The organism is Chitinophaga sancti (assembly GCF_034087045.1).
Classification (GTDB): domain Bacteria; phylum Bacteroidota; class Bacteroidia; order Chitinophagales; family Chitinophagaceae; genus Chitinophaga; species Chitinophaga sancti_B.
The window spans coordinates 7,335,401-7,362,021 of the sequence record NZ_CP139247.1 but is presented as its reverse complement, the minus strand read 5'-3'; the positions used below and the strand labels follow the sequence as shown (position 1 = coordinate 7,362,021).

Sequence of the window (26,621 nt, the reverse complement as noted above, 5' to 3'; positions counted from 1 at the left end):
CATAGAATGCGGTCATTAATTATTACGTTTTTATTGTTGGTCATAATGTCGCAGGTAAAGGCGCAGTCCTCCAGCCGTTTCAGTAACCTGGGCAGCGGTGGTAGTTCCTCCAAGACGACAAAGGATTCCGGCTCTACTCATCAGGTACCGGACACACTGACCATCACTTACCGGAGATTGGGAGAACCTACTGATTATAGAATAGACTCCTCGATCTCCGATTTCAATGGCCCTTTCCTCAGAGTGCCCGCGAACTACATCTACCTGGGTAACAATGGCTCTCCGGCACGCCCGGTGGCCTTCACCCCCCGTATGACGGCAGGTTTCGACGCAGGGTTTCATAGCTTTGATGCCTACGGGTTCAATCACGATAACGCCAGGATCTACTATTCGAACCGCCCATATACGGAACTGAATTATATGATTGGTAGTCAGCAGGAACAACAGCTGGGCGTACTGCATACCCAGAACCGTACTGACAAGTTCAATTTCGGATTTGAATACCAGAAGATCTATGCCCCTGGCTTCTTCCGCGCGCAGACCACGAATCATAACATTTACCGCCTGACAGGACGATACAACTCTAAGGATAAGCGGTACAATGCCACCCTCAGTTACTTCTATAACAAGTATGCGAATGGTGAAAACGGTGGTATCAGGAACGATGACGACCTGGATAATCCCCGTTACAGCCAGCGTAAAACCATCGATGTAAACCTGGGTAACGATGCCAGCACTACCAGCAGTCTTTTTAACTCCACCATCCCGGTAAAGAGTTCGGTCGACCAGGCAGGCTTCCTCTTTATGCAGTCCTACGACTGGGGAAAAGGAGATACGATCCATGTAAACGATACGACAGATGTATATAAATTCGATCCGGTATTCAGGGTGCAATACACATTCAAACTGAATACAGACCAGGTAGGGTACCTGGATCCAACACCGGATACCTTCTATTATACCACGCATTATAACTGGGCATATTCCGGCGATACCATCAAGGCACAGCACAATTTTAAAACGATCTCCAACGATATCTCGCTGGTGCAGTTCCCTATCAGGGGTAACCAGGCACACTTTATCACAGCAGGAGCGAGGATCGAAAATACCACTGGTACCTTCCTGGATGCGGACATCAAGTTTAGCAACCTGGCCCTGCACGGGGAATACCGCAATAAGACCCGGAACCAGAAATGGGACTTCCAGGCCATAGGAGAATTGTATATGGCGGGTCAGAACAGCGGGGATTATAGCGTGAGTGGTATGCTGAGCAGGTACCTGAATCCTACATTAGGAAATGTAAGAGTGGCGTTTTCGAATGTGAACCGGGAACCGTCGTATGTGTACAAGTACTTTGCAAGTAACTACGATAGCTGGTATAACAATTCGCTGGCAAAGGAGAATATATCCAAAGTACAGTTCACTGCAGACAATCAGAAGCTGAAGTACAACCTGACCGTGAATTACTACATCATAGGCAACTATACCTATATGAGTAATTACTATACAAGTGCACAGGCAGAGGCAATATTCAATATGCTGGAAATCATGTTCAGCAAAAAGTTCACCTGGAAACACTGGAACTGGTACGCTGATTTCACCTTCCAGCAGATACATGGTACGGCCCCGGTGAATATTCCGGCATTTTGGACCCGTCACCGTATTGCTTACGAAAACAGGCTGTTTAACAACCTGAACCTGATGGTAGGGGTGGAAGCGAAATACATGACATCTTACTATGCAGACGATTATTCTCCGGTAGTCGGTCAATTTGTGTATCAGACTACCCAAAAAGTTCAATATCATGCACCGGACCTGGCCGCTTTCCTGCATTTCCGTATCAAATCATTCAATGCATTTATCAGAACAGAGAACCTGAATACGTTTTTTGCAACGAATAATTTCGCCGGACCGCACTATCCTTACAATAACTTCCAATTCAGACTGGGATTACGTTGGTGGTTCGTTAACTAAAATTAGTAATAATGTAATAGGTTGATAATTAATATATTACTAAAATAAGGGCCTAAACCGTTTTAGCGTGTTTAGGCCCTTATTTTTTTGCCTGACTGTGATCATCTGGCGTAAACTTTGTTTACCTTAATAGCAAAATGAAGAGATTATGAAGGCATTTACCGTAGTTTACAATAGGAACAGATATTCCGTTCAGCCCATTAATGGTCATTCCCCGCGCTTTAAGGTGAATCTCAATGGTAGTGATGTATTTTTTGAACACGATCTCGATGGCCATGTACGTGCAGAAGCTACTAAAGTAGCCAGTATGTCTCTGTTATTAGCTATCGCCGATCAGATCGAAGAGAACCACGAAGAGAAATAGTCATTGCCACCATTAGAAGATGAATCCTGACCCTTTTTGCCCCATACCATCTCCTATGAAATAAATAGATCCTCGATTTCCGCGTTAACTTGTTATTGACTTTTTGAAAAGCAGTAATGTGGTAACCTTGTCGTTTGTACAAGGTTTATCGTTACATTATTTGCTTTCGGATCCTTGTTTGACTTGGACTAAAAATCAAACAAGGTTTTTATTTTAAAGTAATACCTTTGCAACGAAGTTCGAATTCATTTTTTGAATGCAATAAAGAAGAAAAGATGAAAGTAGTCGTGTCAATATTAAAATTCATACAGTCTTTGTTTGTGAAGAAAAACTGTTGCAAATAATTCTGCATTTTTAAAATTAACCCTGGAATATGTTAGCACTAATTTTGTAGAATAATTACGACCCCGGCAATATCTTCTATGAAAATATTTTCAAATACGTACCTTTAATTAATTGTTTCAAACGCCAATGAAGTATAAGTTTGTAAGGGACATCGTGCTATGTCTTGTAGCATCGTTTGCATTGTTCTCCTGTCATCAGAAACGGGAACTCCGGAAAAGAGAAATAGTGAGGGACGTAAAGCAACTGGGTGAAGTGATTCCGGAACAAATAGGTGAGCGACTCAGCTACACGGCTGATAACAAAGCCCTTGAGGATAAAGTACCGGTGCACAGCGTATCTGCGTTACAGTACTTTTATCAGCTCGCAGCCAACCAGGCCAAATGGTCTGTAGACGGGCAATTGCTGCCGGCTGCAGATTCCATGTTGTATTTCATTGACCACGCTGACGAAGTCGGTTTACCAGCAGGTATTTACCACCGTAGTGCACTGGATTCTGCTATGCAGCAACTCCATGCTGCCACCGGTTCCGGCAGGGATGCCGCGCTGCTTGCGGAGGTAGACGTTATGATGACCGATGCATTTATGAAAATGGCTACCCATCTCCGTTATGGTATTGCTCCCCGTGACAGCATCACGCTTCGTCCTGATTCTGTAATGACAGATACCACACTGGTTCAGCTACTCACCACCGCGTTAAAAGACAACAACATCTCCGGCACCTTTCATCAGCTGGAACCAGCTTACGAAGGTTATCATTCGTTGAAAGCCGCCTTGCTGAATTTCAAAGCAAAGTATCAGTCCTTACATTGGGATTCACTGCCTACAGCCTATGTAGATACACCTGCATTCAAACAACTGGTGTTGAACCGGTTGGTACAGACAGGACATGTGGATACTGCCAATGGACATGGTGCAGATACTGCTTTACTGAGAGAAGGTGTGAAAGCTTTCCAGCATGAGTTTAATTTATTTGAAGATGGACAGGCAGGTAAGAAAACCATCCAGGTAATGAATAAATCATTTCATGACTGGATGATACAGGCCGCTGTAAACCTGGATCGCTGGCGCAAATGGCCGGATTCATTACCGCACCGTTACATCTTTGTAAACATACCGGGTTATCATATGATGGTGTGGGATAGTGGTCAGGTGATCCTCGACTCCCGTGTGATTGTAGGTGCGCCCCGTACCCGTACACCACTCCTGAATTCAAGGTTGTCGAACTTTGTAATGTATCCTTACTGGCGTGTACCGTTCAGTATTTCTATCAAAGAAATGCTGCCTGCTATCCAGAAAGATCCGCATTACTTAGCAAAGAAAAACCTGGAAGTAATAGATAAAGATGGTAATGCCGTGAACCCGGATAGTGTACCTTGGAAAAAGTTCAGTAAAAATTATTTTCCTTATGTACTCAGGCAAATGGATGGTCTGGAAAACTCATTAGGGATTATGAAGTTTAATTTCTTCAATAAATACGCTGTATATCTGCACGATACTAACAACCGTGGTTTATTCAGAAATGCCTATCGGGCTATGAGTCATGGTTGTGTACGTATACAGCAATGGGATAGTCTGGCAATGTATTTAATTAAGGATGATAAACGTTTCAAGCGTGACAGTGTACGTGCCTGGTTAGATAAAGGGCAGAAGAAGCAGATTGATTTGTCAAAAGGCATTCCTATCTATTTACGTTACTACACAGCCGAAGGCAGGGATGGCCAGATGATGTTCTACGAAGATATCTATGGCGAAGACAAGATCATGAAAAAACTTATGGCATTATAACTGGCTTTCGCATTTCCAATCTGCCCCAGCGTTTGCTGGGGCAGATTGGCGCTCAAAAAAATGAGGCTTTTTCCGAAGGGAAAAGCCTCATTTTTTTGCCCAATTCATAGCAAACTTCCCTAAAGTAACAACGTCCTCCCAAAAGGAAGGACGTCGTCTCATATCAGTATTGCAAACGTGTGGCTAATTATTTACCGAGTTTCACCTTCAGTGCATCATCCAATGCCGTCAGGAATTCCTCAGTGTAAAGATAATGCTTTCCGTGTTCAACTTTATTACCGTGAATACAAACAGCCAAATCTTTCGTCATCTTTCCACTCTCCACAACCTCTACGCAAACCTGCTCCAGTGCATGACAGAAATCAATCAGCGCCTGATTAGAATCAAGACGACCTCTGAATTCCAGACCTCTTGTCCACGCAAAGATAGATGCAATCGGGTTAGTAGATGTTGGCTTACCAGCCTGGTGATCACGATAGTGACGGGTTACAGTACCATGTGCTGCTTCTGCTTCCATTACTTTACCATCTGGTGTAACCAGGGTAGAAGTCATCAGACCCAGTGAACCAAAACCTTGTGCAACAGTATCAGACTGTACATCACCATCATAGTTCTTACAAGCCCATACAAAGTTACCATTCCATTTCAGTGCGCTCGCCACCATGTCATCGATCAGACGGTGCTCATAAGTCAGACCGGCAGCATCGAATTTCGCTTTGAATTCTTCCTGGTAGATGTCTTCAAAGATATCTTTGAAACGACCATCATATTTCTTCAGGATAGTGTTCTTGGTACTCAGGTACAAAGGCCATTTTTTGATCAGCGCCTGGTTGAAACAAGCACGTGCAAAACCCTTGATAGATTCGTCGGTGTTGTACATAGCCAGTGCTACGCCATCGCCTTTGAAGTTGTATACTTCATGCTCGATCACTTCACCATTTTCACCTTCAAACTTGATAGTCAGTTTACCTTTACCTTTTACTACGAAGTCAGTAGCGCGGTACTGGTCACCGAAAGCGTGACGGCCTATGCAGATAGGAGCAGTCCAGTTTGGAACCAGGCGAGGTACGTTTGAAGTAACGATTGGCTCACGGAAAACTGTACCATCCAGGATGTTACGGATAGTACCGTTTGGTGACTTCCACATCTGTTTCAGATTGAACTCTTTTACACGAGCCTCGTCAGGAGTGATGGTAGCACATTTAATACCTACACCAACAGCTCTGATCGCGTTCGCGGCATCTATAGTAACCTGGTCGTTAGTAGCATCACGGTGCTCCATGCCAAGGTCGAAGTATTGGATATCAACGTCAAGATAAGGAAGTATCAGTTTGTCTTTAATAAATTTCCAGATGATCCTGGTCATCTCATCTCCGTCCAGTTCTACGACAGGATTTGCGACTTTAATTTTTTCTGCCATTTTCGGGTTTGATTTTTAATTAGTTACGAGTAATCGCGAAATATACAATAATGGGGCAAAATTTACAAGTTTTTCGGTTTTAAATCAGGGCTACTGGTTGATCTAGTCACCAAGGGCTGGTTAAAAAGCAATGCGCTTTTTAACCAGCCCCTTAAAAACTTATAAACAGACCTTTGTTACAGGTGCTTAATTACTTCATCAGCAAACTCACTGGTTTTTACCAGGGTTGCATCGTCCATCAACTTGTAGAAGTCGATCGTTACACGCTTACGTGCAATCGCTGTGCTCAGACCATGAACGATCATGTCTGCAGCCTCTGTCCAACCCATATATTCCAGCATCATTACACCACTCAGGATCACGGAGCTTGGGTTCATGGAATTGGTATTGGCAAAGCGCGGAGCAGTACCGTGTGTAGCTTCGAACACCGCATGACCTGTCAGGTAGTTGATATTCGCACCTGGTGCGATACCGATGCCACCTACAGCTGCTGCCAGGGCGTCAGAAATATAGTCACCGTTCAGGTTCAGGGTGGCTACAACTGAGTAATCCTGTGGAGCCAGCAGTATCTGCTGCAGGAAGTTGTCTGCGATCACATCCTTCACGATCAGTTTTTTAAGAGCAGTAGCTACGGCCAGTTCTTTATTTGCTTCCTCTTCACCTTTCTCTTTCTTGGTAGCTTCCCACTGTTCCCAGGTATACACCTGATCGCCGAACTCGCGCACAGCCAGTTCATAACCCCATGTTTTGAAACCACCTTCGGTGAATTTCATGATATTACCTTTGTGAACCAGTGTCAGTGAAGGCAGTTTCTTTTCCAGTGCATACTTAAGGGCTGCACGTACCAGGCGCTCAGTACCTTCTTTAGAAACTGGCTTGATACCCAGGGAAGAAGTTTCAGGGAAACGGATTTTCTTAACGCCCAGTTCTTCCTGCAGGAACCTGAGCAGTTTTTCAGCTTCCGGCGTACCATACATATATTCGATACCGGCATAGATATCTTCCGTGTTTTCCCGGAAAATGACCATGTCTACTTTCTCCGGGTGCTTAACAGGAGAAGGCACCTTGTCGAACCAACGTACAGGGCGTACGCAGGCATACAGGTCCAGTTCCTGGCGCATGGCTACGTTCAGGGAACGGATACCACCACCAACAGGTGTAGACAGCGGACCTTTGATAGAAACCAGATATTCTTTGAAGGCGTCCAGCGTTGCTTTTGGCAGCCATTCACCTGTCTGCTGGAAGGCTTTTTCTCCTGCCAGTACCTCTTTCCATTCTATCTTTCTTTTTCCACCATAGGCCTTTTCGACAGCGGCGTCAAATACACGCACGCTGGCAGCCCAGATATCCGGTCCGATACCATCACCTTCAATAAAAGGAATAATGGGATGGTTAGGTACCGATAACTGGCCATTGGTCATTGATATTTTTTCTGCCGGCATAAAACTAGTTTCTTTACGTGTTCGTAATTTTGATAAATTATTCGAGCGCAAAGGTACTAATTAATGACCGAAACGTAATGTTAAAGCAGGGATTCTTCATCGTAACCTGCCCTAACAGTTTAAAAACTATTCCTATGTACAAATTATTTTTAATTTGCTTTTTGTTACTCACCTTACAGATTAAAGCAAATTCCATGACGACTCCAAATGATACGACCGTATTTACTTACTTAGCCCTGGGCGATAGTTATACCATTGGCGAAGGAGTAGGAGAAAACGACCGTTTTCCTGTTCAGACTGTTAAAATTCTGAAAAACAGTGGGATAGAAGTAGCGGACCCAAAAATAGTGGCCAAAACCGGCTGGACCACCATCGAACTGAACGATGCCCTGAATGCAAACCCTATCAACGAAACGTATGATATCGTTACCCTCCTGATTGGGGTGAACGATCAGTATAGGGGCTTTCCGGTAGAAAGTTATAAACCCTGGTTTACTCAATTGTTGGAAAGAGCTATTGGTTATGCTGGTGGAAAAGCCAACCATGTAGTGGTGATTTCCATTCCTGACTGGGGGGTGACCCCCTATGCCGAAGGCCGTGATCGTGATGACATAGCAGGGCAGATAGATCAGTATAACGAAGCGAATAAGGCGATTGCAAAGAAGCATAAAGTGAAGTACCTGGATATTACCCCCGATACCCGCGATGTAATGCAGGACCCTAAGGGCTTAATAACCAGCGATGGGTTACATTATTCCGGGCAGGAAATGGGTATGTGGGCGGCAAAGCTGTCTATTATTTTTAAAGCCATAGTAGCACCGCCACCAGCGTATTAAATTAAGCAGGTCCCGCCGTCTTACTAAAAGAACGTCTTTAAAAATCGGCCACCTACCTGCCGTCTTACTAAAGACACCTCTTAAAAGCCGGCCGCAGGCCCACCACCCGAAAAAAAGCGCTTTCGCCGAAGGTGAAAGCGCTTTCTTTCGCTAATAATTAAAATCCAGAAATTTCACCGACCTTTTCATGCCGCTTACCGCCCTCCCCCCAATTTTAACCTAAACCCCCTTCCATAACCCACGCCTCCTTCTTAAGTTTGTATCGTTAAATGAGAACAAACAATGCGAAATAAAGACATATACGGACGAAGAAAACACGAAAAGAACGGAGCTTTCAGAGGTGTTATCATCCTACTGGTAGGTGTTTTTCTCCTATTCCATAACCTTGATCTCGATATTCCCGAATGGATTGTATCCTGGCAGATGCTGATTATAGGTATAGGTATTATGATCTGGATTAAAAGTGAGTTCAGGAACGTTGGAGGGGTGATTATGATCTTACTCGGTTGTGTTTTTATGGTAAGAGAATATTTCTACCTGCCATATGATGTAGATCGTTTCATCTGGCCAGGGTTTTTAATCATCATTGGTTTACTCTTTATCGTTTTCCGGCCCAGCTCACACAAAAAATACCTGGATGTAGAAGACGAGCCCAAAGTAGTCCCGGATCTTTACCCTGCAGATGAAGATTATATCAATGCAGAAGTAGTATTCAGTGGCGAAAACCGGCTCATCGTATCCAAGAAATTCAAAGGTGGCCGTATATCGGCAGTCTTTGGTGGTTGTGATGTCAACCTTTTACAAGCCGATTTTGATGGTACGATCGTATTGAATTGTGACTGTGTGTTTGGTGGTGTAGAACTGGTGGTGCCTGCAAACTGGGAAGTGAAGATCATGACCAGCAGTGTATTTGGTGGCGTAGAAGATAAACGCCCGATAGAACTGATCGGCGCCAACCCAAACAAGGTGCTTATCATCAAAGGTAGCTGCGTATTCGGCGGCATTGAAATTAAAAGTTATAGCTGATTTTAAATATTACAATTATGACATGGTTTGTAGCCAAGATCGTTTATCAGATCATCAGTGGTGCCGGTGCACACACACCGCAGTTCGATGAACAGCTACGTCTGATCAGTGCCGGCAGCAAACAGGAAGCCTGGAAAAGAGCTTGTGATCTGGGTAAACAGGAGCAATATTCTTTTAGAAACCAAAAACAGGAACTGGTAGAATGGCGCTTTATCAACGTACCCGAAGTGAATAGCCTGGAAACCCTGGATGATGGAATGGAACTGTACTCACGTATAGAAGAACCCGGAGACCCAAACGCTTATATCTCATGGTTGCAGGTAAGAGCAGCGCAGTTGAATGGAACAGATGTACATGCTAACTGAATGTAACATTTCACAAAAAGGATGTACCTACTAACAAACACAATAATTTGGCAAGTCAACTCATATCAGATAAATCGTTTCGCTGGTCATTCGCTGCCACGGGTTATGTATCGCTGATCGTACAGGCAGTACTGCTACAGTTCTGGTTTCATTTTCCTGATTCCATTGCCTGGGTAGATAGTGGTATCCACATTGGTTTTCTGGCGCTGGCAGCATTGACTATCAGTTACAGCCTGGCCTATTACCGGCCGCAGAAAGGAAAGACTTTTTTCGTGCTCTGTTTTTCCACTTCCCAGGCCCTGATCTGGATTTCACTGAGCACTTGGGCACTGCAATATACGTTTCAGAATAATCAGCCTTACCTGGAATGGATTCACCTGGCAATGCCGGTCAGGTTCCTCTTCGGATGGTTACTGATTACAGGCATAGCGTTCAAAAGCCTTTACTGGTATGACCTGGAAGAACAGCGGCAGGAGTTGAGCAGAAAACAGGCGACAGAAAGATTAGCCCGCGAAGCAGAATTGTACAAACTCAGACAACAGCTGCAACCGCATTTTTTATTCAACAGTCTGAACTCTATCAATGCATTGATTGCATTGCGCCCACAGCAGGCAAGAGAGATGGTACTCAAGCTCAGTGATTTTCTGAGAGGTACCTTGAAGCGTGAAGACCAGCAATGGATCCTGCTCCCCGAAGAACTGCAATACCTTCAATGGTACCTGGATATAGAAAAAGTCCGCTTTGGTCATCGTTTAACAACCGAAGTCAAAGCAGACGGAGAAGTAGAAAAGATGATGATACCACCTATGTTATTGCAACCCGTAGTAGAAAACGCCATCAAGTATGGATTGTATGATACCACAGAAGCAATCACGATCACCATACAGGCATGGTCAATAGAGGATCTGCTATACATACAGGTACAGAATCCATACGATGCAGACCTGTCACAAAAGCCGACTGGTACAGGCTTTGGATTAAACTCAATTCGTAGAAGGTTGTACCTGCTCTTTGCAAGACAGGATCTGCTGGAAACGGAAGCAAAAGACAACATTTACACAACTCTGATTAAAGTGCCACAACGCTATGATAAAAGCAGTAATAATTGATGATGAACCACTGGCCAGGGAAATCGTAAAAGAATACCTCGGAACTTTCACACAGATCCGGGTTCTGCAGGAATGCAATGATGGGTTTGAAGGATTAAAGGCGATACAGCAACACCAGCCGGATATCATTTTCCTGGATGTTCAGATGCCTAAGATCAATGGATTTGAGATGTTGGAACTGGTAGAAGAGCTGCCTGCAGTAATCTTTACGACTGCTTTTGAAGAACATGCGATCAGGGCTTTTGAAGTGAATGCAACTGATTATTTATTAAAGCCATTCTCTAAAGAACGATTTGACAAAGCATTGCAGAAATGGCTGGATAAGCGGCAGGAAATAGTACCTGTGCCATTGCAGGCAGATGCATTGCTGGAAACGGCGGCAGCGAGTCCATTGCAGAGTAACAGGGTAGTGGTGAAGATCAATGGGAAGATTAAGATAATACCCGTACAGGATATTCATTATCTCGAAGCAGCGGATGATTATGTGAAGGTAGTGACACAGGAAGGTGCGTTTTTGAAAAATAAAACAATGGCATTCTTTGAGAAGACTTTAGATATGCAGCAGTTTGCGAGGGTGCATCGTTCTTATATTCTGAATGTAAACCAGGTGACGAGGATAGAGCCATATGAAAAGGAAAATCATTTGGCGATGTTGAAGAGTGGGGCGAAGGTGCCGGTGAGTAAGACGGGGTATCCAAAACTGAAATTAGCACTGGGGTTGTAGCCAAAATAGCGGCATTAAAATCGGGTAGTATTAAAATTTGTTAGTTTTTAAATTCACCCGCATTTAAAGCCGGCCTCTATAACGGGGTTGCGAAGCAAGTCCGCCAAAAATATTAATCGGATTGCGAATTATGTATTACGATTGCCTTTTTTCATCGTAGTACGTAGTTCGCAATCCGTTTTATATTTACTGCACTACCAACACAGGTATCTTCACCTTATGTCTCACCTGGTTAGTCGTCTCACCGTAAATCCAATCCTTAATCCCTGTATGACCATGTCCACCCAACACTAAAAAATCCGCCTTTTCTGACTTCACGATCCGTACGATCTCTTCCGCTCTGTGTCTATATCCCAGGAACCCTTCCGCCTGCAGATTCTTACTCTTCAGCAACCTCACATATGTATCCATCTGCTCCTTGTCTTTCCTCGTTTCAAGATCATCCGATTCTCTTCCTAAATACTTCGCCGATGCACTCTCCACGATATGGATCAGCAGGTATCTTGTATTGTCATTACCATGTGCAATCGCATTTGCAATGATTGCCTCATCATCCTTACTAAAATCAAGTGCCAATGCAATCCTGTTATACTGAGGTATGGTAATATTCTCCAAAGACACTGCTGTAGCAGGATGTATATTCGTCGTGCTCTTTGCAGCATACTTTGTAGCCAGTGGATAAAACACAGTAATAAACAACAACACCACAAATCCAATAGCGAGTATTGAAATAAGAATATCTATCCAGATAGAACCGCCTCCTTCTATATAATGCATGGCTTCTGTAAACACCATGCGTGTATTCAGATACACCAGCACTGCCGTAATTAACCAGCTTAGTATCTTCACAGGTATGTTCACTGCAAATTTCCCCATCGTCTTTTTATCACTCACAAAATGTATCAGGGGAATCACAGCAAAACCTAACTGTAAACTCAGTAACACCTGACTGAATACTAACAGGTCTCCCACCTTATCAGCACCTGCAATTTGTATGACCAATAGTGCGGGTACAATGGCCAGCAACCTTGTCAGTAATCGTCTCAACCACGGATTGATACGTAGTTTCAGGTATCCTTCCATCACAATTTGTCCGGCTAAGGTGCCTGTCACTGTAGAACTTTGTCCTGCCGCAATCAATGCGACAGCAAACAGGATGGGTGCCCATTTATTACTTAACAATCCTTCGAGTAACTGATGTGCATCCTGTATCTCTGCCACACTGGTTTTCCCTGATTTAAAGAACACCGCAGCAGCCAGGATCAATATCGCTGCATTTACAAAGAACGCTAAGTTCAATGCAATAGCACTATCAATAAAATTCAATTTCAATGCTTGTCTGATGCCCGCCTCATCCTGCCTTATTTTCCGCGTCTGCACCAATGCAGAGTGCAGGTATAGATTATGTGGCATCACAGTGGCACCAATGATACCGATGGCAATATAGAGCGCAGTATTATCGGGAATGCGGGGTACAAAACCGGTGATCACTTCACTCATCACAGGCTTAGCCATAATCAGTTCAACCAGGAATGATATGCCTACAATGGCCACTAACATGATGATGAAAGCCTCCATTTTCCGGATACCATATTTTTGCAACACCAGTAATAGAAAGGTATCGAAAACGGTAATGCTCACACCCCATTGCAAAGGTAATCCAGTTAGTAACTGGATACCGATGGCCATCCCCAGTACTTCTGCCAGGTCAGTGGCGGCAATGGCGATTTCCGCCAGTATATACAAAACGAAATTAACACCTGGAGGATATGTTTCTCTGTTTGCCTGAGCGAGGTCACGTCCGCGAACAATGCCTAGTCTTGCGCTGAGTGATTGTAGTAGTAGTGCCATGAGGTTACTCATGAGCAGTACCCATAGCAGGGTGTACCCGTATTGGCTGCCGCCGGCGAGGTCCGTGGCCCAGTTGCCCGGGTCCATATAACCTACGCTCACGAGGTAAGCAGGTCCAAAGAAGGCAAACATTTTTTTCCAGCGGTTTGGGTGGTCTGCAGTAGTGTCTACACTTTGATGTACTTCGCCGAGGGATGTGTGCTGATGGTTCATAAAATTAGCTTAAATCTGCTTTACCATGATATTTTTCGCTACCTGTTCACTGATGGTAAAGGCAGGTTGGTTCTTTATTTTTATCTCAATAGAGTTGTCAAATTCGTATCGTTCAATGACGTCCAGTTGTGTCCCTAACCGCACGCCTTTAGTATTCAGAAATTCCAGCAGGGCGGCCGATTTATCGGATACTGCCATGACTTCGAGCCGGTTGGCTTTTGATTTATGGAGGCTGGTATGTAACCTGGGTTTACCCATTTTGCCCTGTGCATCAGGGATGGGGTCACCGTGAGGATCAATCTGCGGGTTGCCGAGGAATTCGCTGAGGCGGTTGGTGAGTTTTTCGCTGCGTACATGTTCCAGTTCTTCGGCCAGTTCGTGTACTTCTTCCCAGCTGAAACTGAGTTTTTCCACCAGGAAACATTCCCAGAGGCGGTGTCGGCGAATGATTTGCAGGGCGGCCTTTTTCCCTTCGCTGGTGAGGTTGATGCCCTGGTATTTCTCATATGCAATGAGCTTCTTTTCTTTTAGCTTCTTTGCCATGTCGGTCACCGATGCGGGTTTGGTATCCAGCTCATAGGCCAGTGCATTGGTGCTGACAGGTTCCTGTCCTTCTTCTAATTTATAGATTGATTTGATGTAGTTCTCTTCTGAGATCGACAAATTCATATTGATAAAAATAAAATTTAGGTAAATCTAAATAATTTATTGGAGAAATGCAAGTAGTTCCCTCAAACCGCCCGCTGGTACCGGATATTACATAAGGATGTCTGAAATTTACTTAAATAGTCGATAAAAAATACCAATTTTGCGCTTCACTTTTGTTCATATCAATTTTTTCTTTAACTTTTCGGCCATAATAAACAAGCAAATACGCATGAATAAGCTGTTGATAGCAGCATTAGCATTTGGACTTTTCGCCTCCTGCAAGTCGGGCGGTAAAAAATCAGGCGCTGATGCGATTACTTTTAAAGAATTCCGTCAGTCATTTGCTGACAGCAAACTGCCTTACAAGCTGACTCCGGAGCTGCTTACCAGCAATACTGGTGATTCCACTGCTATCGACACCGCCCTTATCCGCCGGTTTTTGGTCGATACGCTGGCGAAGGCTGACTTCCCAACCGGCAAGGTGAGTTATTATCCATTAGTATCCCTGACGGGCAAACAGATCAACTATCTTGTGATCAAAGCTGAGGACAAGAATACGACAGCTGCATACCTGTGTGTGTTTGATAAGAAGGACCATTACCTGAGTCGTGTGCAGGTAGCTTTGTTAAATGGAAAGAGTAATAAAAAGGAATACTTCTCTATCGATAGTAAGGAGATGGTGAAGATTACGACAGAGACAGAAGTAACGCCTGGTCATACGGGTACAATTGAAAACTTCTATTCAGTAGAAGCGAATGGCAGCACTACGCTGATCATGACTAACTCTACTGGTGAAGCGGCGCCAGGTCAGTTATTTAATCCGATTGATACGCTGCCAAAGAAGAATAAATTTAGTGGTGATTATGCTGCAGGTGAGAATAGTATAGTATCAATTCGTGATGGAAAAGATGCGAAGTCATTTTTGTTCTTTATTTCATTTGCGAAGGAGAGTGGGTGTAAAGGAGAGATATCAGGTACGGGGCATTTTGCAGGTGCGAATAAAGGAGAGTTTACGGATAGGGATACGGAATGTGGGATAGCGTTTCAGTTTTCTGCAGGCAAGCTAACGATAAAGGAGATTGGAGGTTGTGGCGCGTATAGAGGGATCAGGTGTTTGTTTGAAGGAGGGTTTACGAAAAAGAAATAGTTTTTGGAATTAAAATAGATTGGAATAATAGGGTTGGAATTTACTTCCGACCCTTTTTTTATTGTAATGGGTATCATTCCCGTTGGTGAATAACCTCTTTCATGAATGTTTTTATTGAAAATGGGTGTCATGTCTGTTGGTGAATTCTTTTTTCATGGATGTATTTATTGAAATGTTTTTTATGTCTGTTGGTGAATTCCCTTTTTCATAAATGTGTTTATTGGGATTAAATTTCAAATAGTCGTTAGTTCAAATAGTCGTTAGTGTTATATTTAATCAGGATTGTATTATCTCCAAAAACTCATCCCGCCCAATAAACCTCGCACCCAACGACGCCAAATGCTCCGTAAACACCTGGCAATCTATGATCCTCAACCCCATCCCCTTCGCCTTCTGCACAAACGTTATAAACGCCGCCTTCGACGCATTACTCACCTTCGCAAACATCGACTCCCCAAAAAAACACGCCCCCATCATCACCCCATAAAACCCACCCACCAACTCTCCATCCTGCCAGCACTCCACCGAATGCGCATACCCCATCTTATGCAATGTTACATACGCTTCCTCCACCTCCGTTGTAATCCACGTACCATCCTGCCCCTTACGCAGCGATTGTTTACACCCCGCTATCACCCCTTCAAAATCTTCATCAAAGGTGATCTCAAACACACCCTTTTTCAGCACCTGTTTCATACTGGCGCTGAGCTTTAACTCTTCAGGAAATAATACAAAACGGGGATCCGGACTCCACCATAAGATAGGTGGTTCATTATACCAGGGGAAAATCCCTTCCTGGTAAGCCAATAATAATCGTTCGGCAGATAGATCCCCTCCATAAGCAAGGAGACCGTCTTCATCTGCTAAATTAACAGGAGGGAAAATTAGCTCATCTGTGAGATAAAAGACAGGCATTATCTTTCAACAGCTTCTTCTAAAGTTGCACTGATTCCTCTATCCAACAGCGCTTCGCACATAGGACGCAGGTCGGTAAACTCACCCTGCTTCACAGCATACTTGCCATTATGATGAATGATCAGGGCACATTGCTCAGCCTGTTCCTGCGAATGGCCGCATACTTCCATCAGGGACTGAATGACCCAGTCAAATGTATTTACTTCATCGTTCCACACGATGAGGCTGTATGGAAATTGTTCATCCTCTGCTACCAACACATCTTCCCACTCTTTGGTGTGTGTGCCTGTTTGCTGACGCTGGCTCATATCCGGAAATGTATATTTGCACAAAAATACAGCTTACAATCGTGATTTTAAATTAAACTCCCACCCATTTTATCCGGGGTGACAATCTCACTGATTATCATTATTATTGTGAACATCGAAAACTGGAACTATGATAGGATTGAATGGCACTAAATTATTGATTGATATCAGTTTACCACTCAAAGATCCGGTACCGATTTTTGCCCTGGTACTGTTCATTATCCTCCTGGCGCCAATTATCCTGCGTAAGTTCAGGATCCCAAGCATCATCGGATTGATCATTGCAGGCATGCTTATTGGTGATCACGGATTTAAAATCATTGAGAAGGGAAGTATAGACCTGTTCGGCAAGGCCGGACTACTATACATTATGTTCCTCGCTGGCCTGGAACTCGATATGACGGAGTTTCGTAAAAACCAGCATAGGAGCCTTGTATTTGGGGCATTTACGTTTTTTATCCCGCTGATTTTAGGGTTTGTGGTCTGTCACTACCTGCTGCATTTCAACTTTATGGCTACACTGTTGGTTTCCAGTATGTTCTCTACACATACACTGGTAGCTTACCCGCTGGCCAGCCGGTTGGGGATTACCAGAAATGAAGCCGTGATGGTCGCGGTCGGAGGTACGATCATTACGGATACCGCCGTACTCGTGATCCTGGCCATCATTACCGGGGCTGCTGCAGGTAACCTGAATCAGCAGTTCTGGATCAGACTCAGTGTGAGCCTTACCGTATTTACGGTATTGGTGCTGTGGATCTTCCCCATGATAGGCAGGTGGTTCTTTAAGAAAATCAAAGACGACAAGACTTCCCATTTCATCTTTGTACTGGGCATGGTATTCCTGGCCGCCTTCCTGGCTGAGATGGCCGGGGTAGAGGGCATTATTGGCGCATTCCTCGCAGGACTGGCATTGAACCAGCTCATCCCGCATACTTCACCATTGATGAATAGGATTGAGTTTACCGGAAACGCATTGTTCATACCTTTTTTCCTGATCAGTGTGGGGATGTTAGTCGATCTGCGGGTATTGCTCAGGGGGCCGGAAGCTTTGCTGATTGCAGGTGTGCTCACAGTGATGGCGTTGGTGAGTAAGTACCTGGCGGCGACTTTTACACAGCTTGTATTTAATTATAGCGTACCACAGCGGAATGTGATTTTTGGTTTGAGTAGTGCACATGCTGCGGCCACGATCGCCATTATCCTCATCGGTTTCAATATGGGGATTATCAATGAAAATGTACTCAATGGTACAGTTATCCTTATTCTGATCACCTGCCTGGTGGGTAGTTTCGTGACGGAAAGTGCCGGGCGTAAACTGGCCATCATAGAATCGGATAAACAACCGGAAGCGGAAGAAGTGACAGAGCGCATGCTCATTCCTATTGCGAATCCAGAAAAGATGGAGGCCATGCTGGACTTTGCCGTGATGATCAAAGATCCCAATGCCAAGACGCCGGTATACCCACTGGCAGTGGTGCAGGACGATGAAGAGGCAAAAGCCCGTATGACCCAGACAAACAGAATGATGGAAGCTGTGATTGCACACGCTGCCGCTACTGAAAGCAAAGTACAGGTAGTGACGCGCATCGATCTGAACGTCTCTGATGGTATTGCCCGCGCCTCTAAAGAACTGGGTATTACAGATGTGATCATCGGCTGGACGGATAAAACGAGTACTACAGACAGACTCTTTGGCTCTATCTTCGGTACCACCCTGGACAATGTAATGCAGAGTGTATGGGAGAACCTGTATGTATGCGATTTTTCTTTTCCACTGAATACAACACGCCGTATCATGCTGGTATTGCCACGCAATGCCGAATTGGAAATAGGATTTGCTCATTACATGCAAAAACTGTTTTTGCTGAGTAAGCAGTTAGGTGGTAAGCTGATGGTGTATTGCGAAGGCGCCACTCAGCGGTTCCTGGAAGACCTGATCCAAAACCTGAAGCAGACGGTTGATATTGGTTTCAAACTCTGGCATGACCTGGTAGATCTGCCGGCGCTGGCGTATGATACCACGAAGAATGATCTGCTCATTATCGTTTCTGCCCGCAAAGGTACATTGTCTTACAGGCCTTCGCTGGAAGGGTTGCCCTCCCGCATCAGCAAGCATTTTACGCATAACAATGTGATCCTGATTTATCCTGAACAGACAGAAATTGAGTATATCGAAGCAGGTATTCAGCCAGAAGATCTGACGCTACGGCCTATTCAGGAACAGCTAGCCAATCTCTCGAAACTGGGTAGGTTCATGAAGAAGATTTTCAGGAAGAAGTAAGCCCTAAGGAAATGAGTTCTCCGGCAGCAAGTTCTCCGGTAGTAAATTCTCCGGCAGTTAGTTCTCCGGCAGTAATTTCTCTGGCAGCAAGTTCTCCGGCAGTAATTTCTCCGGCAGTAATTTCTCCGGTAGTAATTTCTCCGGCAGCAAGTTCTCCGGTAGTAAATTCTCCGGCAGTTAGTTCTACGGTAATTTTTTCTCAGGCCATTTTTTCTCAGGGAGTATCTTTTCAGGAAATAATTTTCCAGAAAGCAATTTCTCCGGATGCAGCAGATGTTCAGGAATCAATAGATTTTTTATCCCGTCTCTTTTCTTTTGAGGCGGGATATTTTTTTTAGCAGGAGGCAGCTCCGTTTCCTGCACGATGGGCATTTTATATGCTTCCTTTACCGCCATATTAAACGCATTTTGTCCCGGGCCGGCTTTTGCCGCGAAGGCTGCTTTTACATCTGGGTCTTTGATCATTTCTAATGCCAGTGCTGCGGCAATTTTCATTCTCAGGCGCGCTAATAATTGTTTGGAAGAAGGAGGGAGGGTGGATGGCCCTCTTTTCTTTGCCATGATGATTTGTCCGTTTCGGACATAGATGGTGATAATGTCCCCCAGGCTACCGTTGACGAGCTGAAGGAGGATGTTGTCTTTGACTATTGCCATACAATTGTTTTGGGCAATATTAGGGGATAGGTGGTGGCGGTGCGAAAAAAGTCGTTGACGAAGCGATAAAACTTTTTGGCGAAGCGATAATGAGGGGTTGAGTGAAATAAAGCCTGGGTAAAATTGGGGTAAAGCTTCAGTAATTCTTCGGCAAAGCTTCGGTAATCCTTCAGCAAACGTTCAGTAATTCTTCGGCAAAGCTTCGGTAATCCTTCAGCAAACGTTCAGTAATTCTTCGGCAAAGCTTCGGTAATTCTTCAGCAAACGTTCAGTAATTCTTCAGCAAAGCTTCGATACAACTTCGTCATCACTTCGCTATCTTAAGGTCACCAAAAGGGCATTTCATTATCCCTGGGATATTGAGGTGACCTTTTAGTGACCTATTAGTGACGAATCTATACCGAATCTATACCGAAGTTATATAAGACACTTCCTGGACATTTTAAGTAAGCTAACCCCCCCTTACCTGTTTTAAAGCCATTATTTACCCCCCGCTAGCCTAATTGTCAGCCCCACCCCCCATCTCCCTGCCACCTTGTCCCCAATTTCTTCAGGGTAAGATATTTGATGTCCTCCTGACATGGACACATATTCTCAGGTAATTATTTCTGCCGTTGAAAAAGCAAGTCCGGCGGTGGTAAAAATAGAACGCCTGGAACGCAGCCCACGCGGTGACGTTGTGGGAGGATCTGGTTCCGGGTTTATTTTCTCCTCAGATGGATACCTGTTTACGAACAGCCATGTCGTAAAAGGCGCCAACTATCTGAGGGTAATGTTGCAGGACGGGAGAACTTACCCCGCGTATCTTGCGGGGCAGGATGCAGCAACAGACTTAGCTGTATTGAAGATTGAAGCAGGGGTGATGACAACAGTGCCCTTTGGAGACGCTGATGAATTAAAGGTGGGACAACTCGCAATTGCCATCGGCAATCCTTTAGGCTTTCAGCATACGGTAACAACAGGGGTGATCAGTGCCTTAGGCCGATCATTAAGAGGTGCTGATGGAATGATGATGGATGCATTGATTCAAACAGATGCCGCCTTGAATCCTGGTAATTCAGGAGGTCCGCTGATAAATGGCGATGGGGCCGTAATTGGGGTCAATACAGCGATTATAAATGGTGCACAGGGTTTATGCTTCGCTATTAGTATAAACACGGCTAAATCGATCGCAAATCAGTTAATTCGTTTTGGAAAGGTGAAGCGTGCGTATATCGGTGTGGCTATGCAGCAGGTAGACCTGGTGCCGAGGTTGAGAGCCATTCATGAAGTAAAGAATCGGCAGGGATTGTTTGTCACACAGGTAGAGAGAAATAGTCCGGCGGCAAAAGCTGGTGTGTTGAGTGGGGATATCATTGTGGGATTTGCAGATATGATGGTGGAGACGGCGGACCAGTTTTTTAAAATGATGACGGAGGAGAAGATCGGGCAGTGGCAGTTTTTGAAAGTGATAAGAGGAAGTGAGATGAAGGAGGTGAGGGTGACACCGGTAGAAAAAGGAGATTAAACAAAAAAGCCTTAGCAATCGCTAAGGCTTTTTGTGGGAGTTGACGGATTCGAACCATCGACCCTCTGCTTGTAAGGCAGATGCTCTGAACCAGCTGAGCTAAACTCCCATTACTTAAATTACCATTAAGAAGAACGTTTCAAAAAATGTGGGAGTTGACGGATTCGAACCATCGACCCTCTGCTTGTAAGGCAGATGCTCTGAACCAGCTGAGCTAAACTCCCAATTAATGGTAATGTGAAAGAACTTTTGAAGAGGTGGGAGTTGACGGATTCGAACCATCGACCCTCTGCTTGTAAGGCAGATGCTCTGAACCAGCTGAGCTAAACTCCCTTTTTCGTTTGTTGCCCTCTCGTCTGAGAGGATTGCAAAGGTAGAAAATTGTTTTATTTCGCCAAATTTTTTTTAGAAATCTTTCGAAATTATTTTCTTATTCCTCTGAAACCCGCTCTCTATCTGAGTTTCCAGTCGATAATATTATTCGCCCATTCTTGTCTTACCGGGGTTGTTACCTTGATGTAATTGTCTGTATACCCTTCCATCATGCCTTCTTTATGGAATTTTTCAAACAACACTTTTCTTGTCTCTCCCACATACTGCTCCGCAAAGTATTGCGCCTTCTTATGACTCAGGTTACGCAGCACCTTATTCCGCTCGTTCCGCACGTGCACAGGCACTACTGGCTGGATTTCCAGCGCTGCCGTATTCGCTCTCTCCGAGTAAGTAAAAACATGTAAATAGCTCACATCCAGCGCATGTAAAAAATCATACGTTTCCTGGAAATGTGCATCCGTTTCTCCCGGAAAACCTACTATCACGTCAACCCCTATACTACAATGCGGCATAAACTGTTTGATCAGCCCTACTTTTTCTGCATACAACTCCCTGCGATAACGACGACGCATAGCCCCCAGTACCTCATTACTACCACTCTGTAAAGGAATATGGAAGTGCGGCATAAACCGCTGACTGTTCGCTACGAACTCAATGATCTCATTACTCAGGAGGTTCGGTTCGATAGATGAAATACGATAACGATCTATACCTTCTACCTTATCCAGCTCCTGTATCAGTTCATAAAATGTCTCTTCTCTTTTCTTACCACCCTGCAACCCTTTCCCGAAATCTCCCAGGTTGATCCCGGTTAGTACAATTTCGCGCACATCGCTCTCCGCAATCTGCTGCACCTGTTCCATCACGTTCGTAATTGAATCGCTACGACTCTTGCCCCTTGCCATCGGAATGGTACAGAATGAACAGGTATAATCGCAACCATCCTGCACCTTCAGGAAGGTACGGGTACGGTCGTTCATAGAATAAGATGCATGGAAAGTATTTACCTGCTCAATATCACAGCTGCATATTTTTGCACTGTCTCCCTTGGTCAGGTTCTTCAGGTGCTCCACCAGGTTGAACTTTTCAGCAGCCCCCAGTACGAGGTCTACCCCTTCGATCTCAGCAATTTCTTTTGGCTTGAGCTGTGCATAACACCCGGTGATTACCACCCTGCTTTCCGGCGCCCGGCGCTGAATACGGCGTACCAGGTAACGGCATTCCTTGTCGGCATTATCTGTCACAGAGCAGGTGTTAATCACATACACATCTGCCTGCCCTTCAAAATCTGTTTGCACAAAGCCATCCTGCTCCAGCAACCTGCTCAAGGAAGAGGTCTCGGAGAAGTTCAGCTTACAGCCGAGTGTATGGAAAGCTACTGTTTTCGCTGTTGTCATCGTTTCAATTACTTTGTCCACTAAGGGTATGAGCCGGAATGGCCTGTTACCGAACCCGCAAAGGTAATTCCTTTTTATGAGAGTTGAAAAGGGGTAATTTTTAAGGATATTTTGCTAAAAATGTATAGCTTGCCTCTCCAAGATGCAATCTTTCAGCAATCTGTGAGACACTATGAGATCAAAAGGTAAGTACATTCCAATGTTGTTGTTGGCGCTGCTACTTGTTTTAGCCTGGCAGCAGCAATGGTGGAAAGGTCCATTGCACCGCCCGCAGGTAAAGGGTAACGGCACTGTGGAGCGACCATTACCCAACCCGGTCAATGACCCATCGAATCTTGACAGGCACGCACGCCTTACCTACACCAAACACGCCCGTTGCCGCATGGATTGCAGGCAGATCACCGAAAGGGAGGTGGCGGAGATCCTGGAAACAGGGCAAATCAATACTGAAAAGTCAAATCCACGCGATTTACCTTGTCCTACCTACGCACTGGAAGGATATTCCGACGATGGTCAGCACCTTCGGATCGTATTCGCTCCCTGCAGCGGCGAAACCAAAGTAGTGACCTGTATAGACCTGGATAAAGAATGGCAATGTGATTGCCATTGATTATCATTTGGTTGTATATTTAACGGAGGCTTTCCACCAGCCTTCCGCGGGAATTATCATAAAATAAATATTCGCCATCTTTACACAATTAATGTAATTTTCAGGCTCGCATGTGACTAAAAACAGACAGGCATTTATCATGAAGCTTTTGCTAAAACCAATTCAATGGGTGTATACCATATATGCCTCCATTATGTTTATCGGTATAATGTTGCTCATTCTTCCATTTATCTTCCTTGCCAGCTTTTCAGGTAGAATCAGAGGTGGTAATATTATTTATTATTTCCTGTGGTTCTGGTCACGCACCTGGTTCCCTGCTGTAGGCATCATCGTTAAAAGAATTTATAAATACGATCGTACTGATAAAACGCCATTTATTTATGTTGTAAATCATGCCACCTACCTCGATGCCGCGCTTGCTGTAGGTGTAATGCGCCTCCCTTTCCGCCCCCTGGGCAAAATCGAAATGCAGAAAATACCACTCTTCGGTTTTATTTACAAACATGCTGTCGTACCTGTAGACCGTTCTGATGCCAAAGCCCGCTCCAGAAGCGTACGCGAACTCATTGCTACCATCAGGGAAGGAGTATCCATCCTCATCTTCCCTGAAGGTACCACCAACGATACTGATAAGCCCCTCACTACATTTCACAACGGGGCTTTCCGAATTGCGATCGAGACACAAACGCCCCTGCAACCCATATTGTACCTGGATTGTAAGGATCGTATGCCCCGTTCTAAATTACAAAGACTGAACCCTGGCCGTTGCCGCATCGTTTACCTGCCTCCTGTAAATGTAGCAGGTATGACCATGGACGATTTGCCAGCGCTGAAACAACAGGTGTTTGATATCATGGAAAAAGAATTATTAAGTTACTGATGAAATTTGCAGACGTCATACTTCCATTAGCACTGCCTAAGAACTACACTTATGCTGTGCCCGATCATATGCTGGATAGCGTAAAAGTGGGCAGCCGCATTGCTGTACAATTAGGCCGGCAAAAGAAGTATGCCGGTATTGTAAAGGCTATTCACGAACTCGCACCACCTGATTATAAAACAAAACCGCTGCTGGACGTACTGGACAAAGATCCGGTCGTGTATCCCACACAGCTTGCCTTTTGGGAATGGCTGGCGGCTTACTATATGTGTAGTGAAGGAGAAGTGCTCAATGCCGCCCTGCCTGCACACCTCAAACTTTCCAGCGAAACAGTATTGTTGTTCAACGATGACTATGGCGATGATTTCACCGCCCTGGATGATGATGAGTACATGATTGCAGAAGCACTGCACATACGCAAAGAACTCCGTATTGAAGAAGTACAGCTCATTCTCGACAAGTCAGAAGTATATTCTGTGATCAAAAAACTGATCGAAAAGAAAGTACTGCTGGTGTACGAAGAGCTGAAAGAAGTATATAAGGAGAAGAAGGAAAACTACGTACAACTCCATGCCCGCTACGAAGCAGAGGAAGAACTGTCCAACCTTTTCAATACGTTGGGCAAAGCACCTAAACAAATGGAATTGTTGCTGGCTTACCTGCACCTGGTAAAAACACAGGGGAGTGTGCTGCAAAGTGAACTGCTCAAAAAATCAGGCGCCTCCGCTGCACAACTGAAAGGCCTTGTTGATAAGGAGATTGTGTGGATTGAAAAAAGAGTGGTAGACCGCGTACCCGGTGGTGGCAAGGTAGATGTACAGATCGACTTTACGCTCAGTCCTGCCCAGGATAAGGCCCTGCAGGAAGTGAGAAACAGCTTTGAACAGAAACCGGTCACCTTATTGCATGGCGTCACTTCCAGCGGTAAGACCCAGTTGTACATCAAGTTGATTGAAGAATATATTGCCAGCGGCAACCAGGTGCTGTACCTCTTGCCGGAAATTGCATTGACTACGCAGATTGTACGCCGTTTGCAAAAACATTTTGGTAATAAGATCGGTATTTATCACTCCCGTTTTAGTAACAACGAGCGGGTAGAAATATGGCATAAGGTAAAGAGCGGTGAGCTACGCATCTTGCTGGGCGCACGTTCCAGCCTGTTGTTGCCTTTCCGCGAACTGGGATTGATCATACTTGATGAAGAACACGACCCTTCCTATAAACAACAGGATCCGGCGCCACGCTATCATGCCCGGGATGCGGCTATTTATTATGCCGGTCTCTTTAAGGCTAAAGTATTGTTAGGTTCTGCCACGCCTTCACTGGAATCTTACTTTAATGCTACGCAGGGCAAGTATGGATTAGTTGAACTGAATGAACGCTTTGGTGGATTGGAAATGCCGGAGATTGAGATTGTAGATGTGAAGAAAGTGCAGGCGGAAAAGCAGATGCAGGAAAATTTCTCACCACAACTGATACAGGCCGTTTTTGCGACCATCGCACAAGGCAAACAGGTGATCCTGTTCCAGAACAGGAGAGGGTATGCACCTTTCCTGATGTGTACCACCTGTGGCTGGATTCCGACATGTAAAAATTGTGATGTGTCGCTCACGTATCACAAACATCAGGACCTGTTACATTGTCACTATTGTGGCACCCGTTATCCTTATGTACATACCTGTGCTGCCTGTGGTAGTCAATCGCTGATACCAAAGAGTTTTGGAACGGAAAAGATAGAAACTGATTTGCAGGAATTGTTTCCGAAAGCACGCATTGCCCGTATGGATATGGATGCCGTGAGGAATAAGGATAGTCATAATAAGATGATCCAGCTGCTGGAAAACCAGGAGATTGATATTCTCGTGGGTACACAGATGGTAGTGAAGGGATTGGATTTTGATAATGTGAATCTGGTGGGGATCCTGAGTGCGGATAACTTGTTGAACTTCCCTGATTTCAGGGTGAATGAAAGGGCGTTTCAGCTCATGGAGCAGGTAAGTGGGCGTGCGGGACGAAAGCATGGAAAAGGGAAAGTGTTGATACAGGCTTACCGGACGCAGCACCCTATTTTACACTTTGTAACGGTACATGATTATAAGGCGATGTACGCATCGGAGATTGCTGAGCGGCAGAACTTTGGGTATCCGCCATTTTTCCGTTTGCTGAAGTTGACATTGAAACATAAAGACCAGAAGGTGGTGGAGCAGGCAGCGCTGGTATTGGCGAACTGGCTTAGACCACATATAGGCCCACACCTGGTTGGGCCGGCGGTACCATTGGTAGGCAGGGTAAGGAATTATTATTTGCAGGAGATGATGATCAAGTTGCCCAGGGATACTAAAATAATTGCGCAAACGAAGCAGTTGCTCAGAGAGCATTTTATAAAATTACTGGCGGAGAAACAATTCAGGAGTGTGTTTATTGTGCCTGATGTGGATTATGTATAAGCTCTTTTGAGAGATTGCCTGTTCTACCATTTCAGGA

General features: G+C 44.8%; 22 protein-coding genes, 3 tRNA genes and 1 pseudogene. 15 read left to right on the top strand and 11 right to left on the bottom strand.

Annotated elements, in window-relative coordinates; all coding sequences use genetic code 11:
- Positions 1-6: 6 nt before the first annotated feature.
- From SIO70_RS29435 to SIO70_RS29425, 3 genes are all read left to right on the top strand, one after another.
- Positions 7-1,974, top strand: a complete 1,968-nt coding sequence (locus SIO70_RS29435; RefSeq protein WP_320576946.1) for a putative porin — start codon at positions 7-9, stop codon at positions 1,972-1,974.
- 148 nt (positions 1,975-2,122) lie between these two features.
- Complete coding sequence (locus SIO70_RS29430) at positions 2,123-2,338, top strand: hypothetical protein (protein WP_116856079.1); 216 nt, start codon at positions 2,123-2,125, stop codon at positions 2,336-2,338.
- Positions 2,339-2,809: 471 nt separating this feature from the next.
- Positions 2,810-4,468: a L,D-transpeptidase family protein gene (locus tag SIO70_RS29425; protein WP_320576942.1), complete on the top strand. Its 1,659-nt coding sequence runs from the start codon at positions 2,810-2,812 to the stop codon at positions 4,466-4,468.
- Between the two features lie 187 nt (positions 4,469-4,655).
- Here the strand turns inward: SIO70_RS29425 and SIO70_RS29420 are convergent, their stop codons facing one another.
- The gene (locus SIO70_RS29420; protein ID WP_320576940.1) at positions 4,656-5,888 is read right to left on the bottom strand and encodes an NADP-dependent isocitrate dehydrogenase; all 1,233 of its coding nucleotides are present in this window, start codon (positions 5,886-5,888) and stop codon (positions 4,656-4,658) included.
- A 176-nt stretch (positions 5,889-6,064) separates the two neighbouring features.
- On the bottom strand, positions 6,065-7,330 hold the full coding sequence (gene icd, locus SIO70_RS29415) for an NADP-dependent isocitrate dehydrogenase (protein ID WP_320576938.1): 1,266 nt from the start codon (positions 7,328-7,330) through the stop codon (positions 6,065-6,067).
- 134 nt (positions 7,331-7,464) lie between these two features.
- On the opposite strand from icd, the gene SIO70_RS29410 reads away from it, so the two are divergent.
- The 5 genes from SIO70_RS29410 (at position 7,465) to SIO70_RS29390 (ending at position 11,390) form a co-directional block, all read left to right on the top strand.
- Complete coding sequence (locus tag SIO70_RS29410) at positions 7,465-8,166, top strand: SGNH/GDSL hydrolase family protein (RefSeq protein WP_320576937.1); 702 nt, start codon at positions 7,465-7,467, stop codon at positions 8,164-8,166.
- Between the two features lie 282 nt (positions 8,167-8,448).
- The gene (locus SIO70_RS29405; RefSeq protein ID WP_320576935.1) at positions 8,449-9,192 is read left to right on the top strand and encodes a LiaF transmembrane domain-containing protein; all 744 of its coding nucleotides are present in this window, start codon (positions 8,449-8,451) and stop codon (positions 9,190-9,192) included.
- 17 nt (positions 9,193-9,209) lie between these two features.
- A complete protein-coding gene (locus SIO70_RS29400; RefSeq protein WP_320576933.1) occupies positions 9,210-9,557 on the top strand; it encodes a DUF4288 domain-containing protein in 348 nt (115 codons plus the stop codon).
- A 47-nt stretch (positions 9,558-9,604) separates the two neighbouring features.
- On the top strand, positions 9,605-10,666 hold the full coding sequence (locus SIO70_RS29395) for a sensor histidine kinase (protein ID WP_320576931.1): 1,062 nt from the start codon (positions 9,605-9,607) through the stop codon (positions 10,664-10,666).
- Positions 10,644-11,390, top strand: coding sequence for a LytR/AlgR family response regulator transcription factor (locus tag SIO70_RS29390; protein ID WP_320576930.1), 747 nt, complete (start codon positions 10,644-10,646; stop codon positions 11,388-11,390). Before SIO70_RS29395 ends, SIO70_RS29390 begins: the two co-directional genes overlap by 23 nt.
- Before the next feature lie 186 nt (positions 11,391-11,576).
- Here the strand turns inward: SIO70_RS29390 and SIO70_RS29385 are convergent, their stop codons facing one another.
- Both SIO70_RS29385 and SIO70_RS29380 read right to left on the bottom strand, forming a co-directional pair.
- Positions 11,577-13,454 (bottom strand): Nramp family divalent metal transporter, encoded by a 1,878-nt coding sequence (locus SIO70_RS29385; protein WP_320576928.1) that lies wholly within the window; start codon positions 13,452-13,454, stop codon positions 11,577-11,579.
- A 9-nt stretch (positions 13,455-13,463) separates the two neighbouring features.
- On the bottom strand, positions 13,464-14,123 hold the full coding sequence (locus SIO70_RS29380) for a metal-dependent transcriptional regulator (RefSeq protein ID WP_320576927.1): 660 nt from the start codon (positions 14,121-14,123) through the stop codon (positions 13,464-13,466).
- 208 nt (positions 14,124-14,331) lie between these two features.
- Between SIO70_RS29380 and SIO70_RS29375 the strand changes: the two genes are divergently transcribed.
- On the top strand, positions 14,332-15,249 hold the full coding sequence (locus tag SIO70_RS29375) for a hypothetical protein (RefSeq protein ID WP_320576925.1): 918 nt from the start codon (positions 14,332-14,334) through the stop codon (positions 15,247-15,249).
- A gap of 276 nt (positions 15,250-15,525) precedes the next feature.
- Here SIO70_RS29375 and aat read toward each other — a convergent pair whose 3' ends face one another.
- The gene (gene aat / locus SIO70_RS29370; RefSeq protein ID WP_320576924.1) at positions 15,526-16,164 is read right to left on the bottom strand and encodes a leucyl/phenylalanyl-tRNA--protein transferase; all 639 of its coding nucleotides are present in this window, start codon (positions 16,162-16,164) and stop codon (positions 15,526-15,528) included.
- A complete protein-coding gene (locus SIO70_RS29365) occupies positions 16,164-16,472 on the bottom strand; it encodes an ATP-dependent Clp protease adaptor ClpS (protein WP_083721561.1) in 309 nt (102 codons plus the stop codon). Before SIO70_RS29365 ends, aat begins: the two co-directional genes overlap by 1 nt.
- A 130-nt stretch (positions 16,473-16,602) precedes the next feature.
- Between SIO70_RS29365 and SIO70_RS29360 the strand changes: the two genes are divergently transcribed.
- On the top strand, positions 16,603-18,756 hold the full coding sequence (locus SIO70_RS29360) for a cation:proton antiporter (RefSeq protein ID WP_320576920.1): 2,154 nt from the start codon (positions 16,603-16,605) through the stop codon (positions 18,754-18,756).
- Positions 18,757-18,871: 115 nt separating this feature from the next.
- A pseudogene (locus tag SIO70_RS33560) lies at positions 18,872-18,937 on the top strand (pentapeptide repeat-containing protein); the annotation flags it as partial.
- 2 nt (positions 18,938-18,939) lie between these two features.
- On the opposite strand, the gene SIO70_RS29355 reads toward SIO70_RS33560, so the two are convergent.
- On the bottom strand, positions 18,940-19,410 hold the full coding sequence (locus tag SIO70_RS29355; RefSeq protein ID WP_320576918.1) for a hypothetical protein: 471 nt from the start codon (positions 19,408-19,410) through the stop codon (positions 18,940-18,942).
- Between the two features lie 580 nt (positions 19,411-19,990).
- On the opposite strand from SIO70_RS29355, the gene SIO70_RS29350 reads away from it, so the two are divergent.
- Positions 19,991-20,917: a S1C family serine protease gene (locus SIO70_RS29350; protein WP_320576917.1), complete on the top strand. Its 927-nt coding sequence runs from the start codon at positions 19,991-19,993 to the stop codon at positions 20,915-20,917.
- Between the two features lie 34 nt (positions 20,918-20,951).
- On the opposite strand, the gene SIO70_RS29345 is transcribed toward SIO70_RS29350, so the two are convergent.
- The 4 genes from SIO70_RS29345 to mtaB form a co-directional block, all read right to left on the bottom strand.
- A tRNA-Val gene (locus tag SIO70_RS29345) sits at positions 20,952-21,026 on the bottom strand.
- 40 nt (positions 21,027-21,066) lie between these two features.
- Positions 21,067-21,141: transfer RNA gene (locus SIO70_RS29340), tRNA-Val, on the bottom strand.
- A gap of 34 nt (positions 21,142-21,175) precedes the next feature.
- A tRNA-Val gene (locus tag SIO70_RS29335) sits at positions 21,176-21,250 on the bottom strand.
- A gap of 119 nt (positions 21,251-21,369) precedes the next feature.
- Entirely contained in the window at positions 21,370-22,647 is a 1,278-nt protein-coding gene (gene mtaB, locus SIO70_RS29330) for a tRNA (N(6)-L-threonylcarbamoyladenosine(37)-C(2))-methylthiotransferase MtaB (RefSeq protein WP_320576915.1), read from the bottom strand.
- A 172-nt stretch (positions 22,648-22,819) separates the two neighbouring features.
- Here mtaB and SIO70_RS29325 point away from each other — a divergent pair, with 172 nt between their 5' ends.
- From SIO70_RS29325 to priA, 3 genes are all read left to right on the top strand, one after another.
- Positions 22,820-23,257, top strand: a complete 438-nt coding sequence (locus SIO70_RS29325) for a DUF4258 domain-containing protein (RefSeq protein WP_320576913.1) — start codon at positions 22,820-22,822, stop codon at positions 23,255-23,257.
- Positions 23,258-23,396: 139 nt separating this feature from the next.
- Positions 23,397-24,137, top strand: a complete 741-nt coding sequence (locus SIO70_RS29320; protein WP_320576912.1) for a lysophospholipid acyltransferase family protein — start codon at positions 23,397-23,399, stop codon at positions 24,135-24,137.
- Complete coding sequence (gene priA, locus SIO70_RS29315) at positions 24,137-26,584, top strand: primosomal protein N' (protein ID WP_320576910.1); 2,448 nt, start codon at positions 24,137-24,139, stop codon at positions 26,582-26,584. Before SIO70_RS29320 ends, priA begins: the two co-directional genes overlap by 1 nt.
- Positions 26,585-26,621: the final 37 nt, after the last annotated feature.

Excerpts from the sequence above, each read along its gene's own strand:
- SIO70_RS29405 (WP_320576935.1), top strand. The coding sequence starts at position 8,449 with ATGCGAAATAAAGACATATACGGACGAAGAAAACACGAAAAGAACGGA.
- SIO70_RS29355 (WP_320576918.1), bottom strand. The coding sequence starts at position 19,410 with ATGGCAATAGTCAAAGACAACATCCTCCTTCAGCTCGTCAACGGTAGC.
- SIO70_RS29425 (WP_320576942.1), top strand. The coding sequence starts at position 2,810 with ATGAAGTATAAGTTTGTAAGGGACATCGTGCTATGTCTTGTAGCATCG.
- SIO70_RS29325 (WP_320576913.1), top strand. The coding sequence starts at position 22,820 with ATGAGATCAAAAGGTAAGTACATTCCAATGTTGTTGTTGGCGCTGCTA.
- SIO70_RS29390 (WP_320576930.1), top strand. The coding sequence starts at position 10,644 with ATGATAAAAGCAGTAATAATTGATGATGAACCACTGGCCAGGGAAATC.
- mtaB (WP_320576915.1), bottom strand. The coding sequence starts at position 22,647 with ATGACAACAGCGAAAACAGTAGCTTTCCATACACTCGGCTGTAAGCTG.
- SIO70_RS29420 (WP_320576940.1), bottom strand. The coding sequence starts at position 5,888 with ATGGCAGAAAAAATTAAAGTCGCAAATCCTGTCGTAGAACTGGACGGA.
- SIO70_RS29365 (WP_083721561.1), bottom strand. The coding sequence starts at position 16,472 with ATGAGCCAGCGTCAGCAAACAGGCACACACACCAAAGAGTGGGAAGAT.
- SIO70_RS29375 (WP_320576925.1), top strand. The coding sequence starts at position 14,332 with ATGAATAAGCTGTTGATAGCAGCATTAGCATTTGGACTTTTCGCCTCC.
- SIO70_RS29435 (WP_320576946.1), top strand. The coding sequence starts at position 7 with ATGCGGTCATTAATTATTACGTTTTTATTGTTGGTCATAATGTCGCAG.
- icd (WP_320576938.1), bottom strand. The coding sequence starts at position 7,330 with ATGCCGGCAGAAAAAATATCAATGACCAATGGCCAGTTATCGGTACCT.
- aat (WP_320576924.1), bottom strand. The coding sequence starts at position 16,164 with ATGCCTGTCTTTTATCTCACAGATGAGCTAATTTTCCCTCCTGTTAAT.
- SIO70_RS29360 (WP_320576920.1), top strand. The coding sequence starts at position 16,603 with ATGATAGGATTGAATGGCACTAAATTATTGATTGATATCAGTTTACCA.
- SIO70_RS29400 (WP_320576933.1), top strand. The coding sequence starts at position 9,210 with ATGACATGGTTTGTAGCCAAGATCGTTTATCAGATCATCAGTGGTGCC.
- priA (WP_320576910.1), top strand. The coding sequence starts at position 24,137 with ATGAAATTTGCAGACGTCATACTTCCATTAGCACTGCCTAAGAACTAC.
- SIO70_RS29380 (WP_320576927.1), bottom strand. The coding sequence starts at position 14,123 with ATGAATTTGTCGATCTCAGAAGAGAACTACATCAAATCAATCTATAAA.
- SIO70_RS29385 (WP_320576928.1), bottom strand. The coding sequence starts at position 13,454 with ATGAACCATCAGCACACATCCCTCGGCGAAGTACATCAAAGTGTAGAC.
- SIO70_RS29320 (WP_320576912.1), top strand. The coding sequence starts at position 23,397 with ATGAAGCTTTTGCTAAAACCAATTCAATGGGTGTATACCATATATGCC.
- SIO70_RS29350 (WP_320576917.1), top strand. The coding sequence starts at position 19,991 with ATGGACACATATTCTCAGGTAATTATTTCTGCCGTTGAAAAAGCAAGT.
- SIO70_RS29410 (WP_320576937.1), top strand. The coding sequence starts at position 7,465 with ATGTACAAATTATTTTTAATTTGCTTTTTGTTACTCACCTTACAGATT.
- SIO70_RS29430 (WP_116856079.1), top strand. The coding sequence starts at position 2,123 with ATGAAGGCATTTACCGTAGTTTACAATAGGAACAGATATTCCGTTCAG.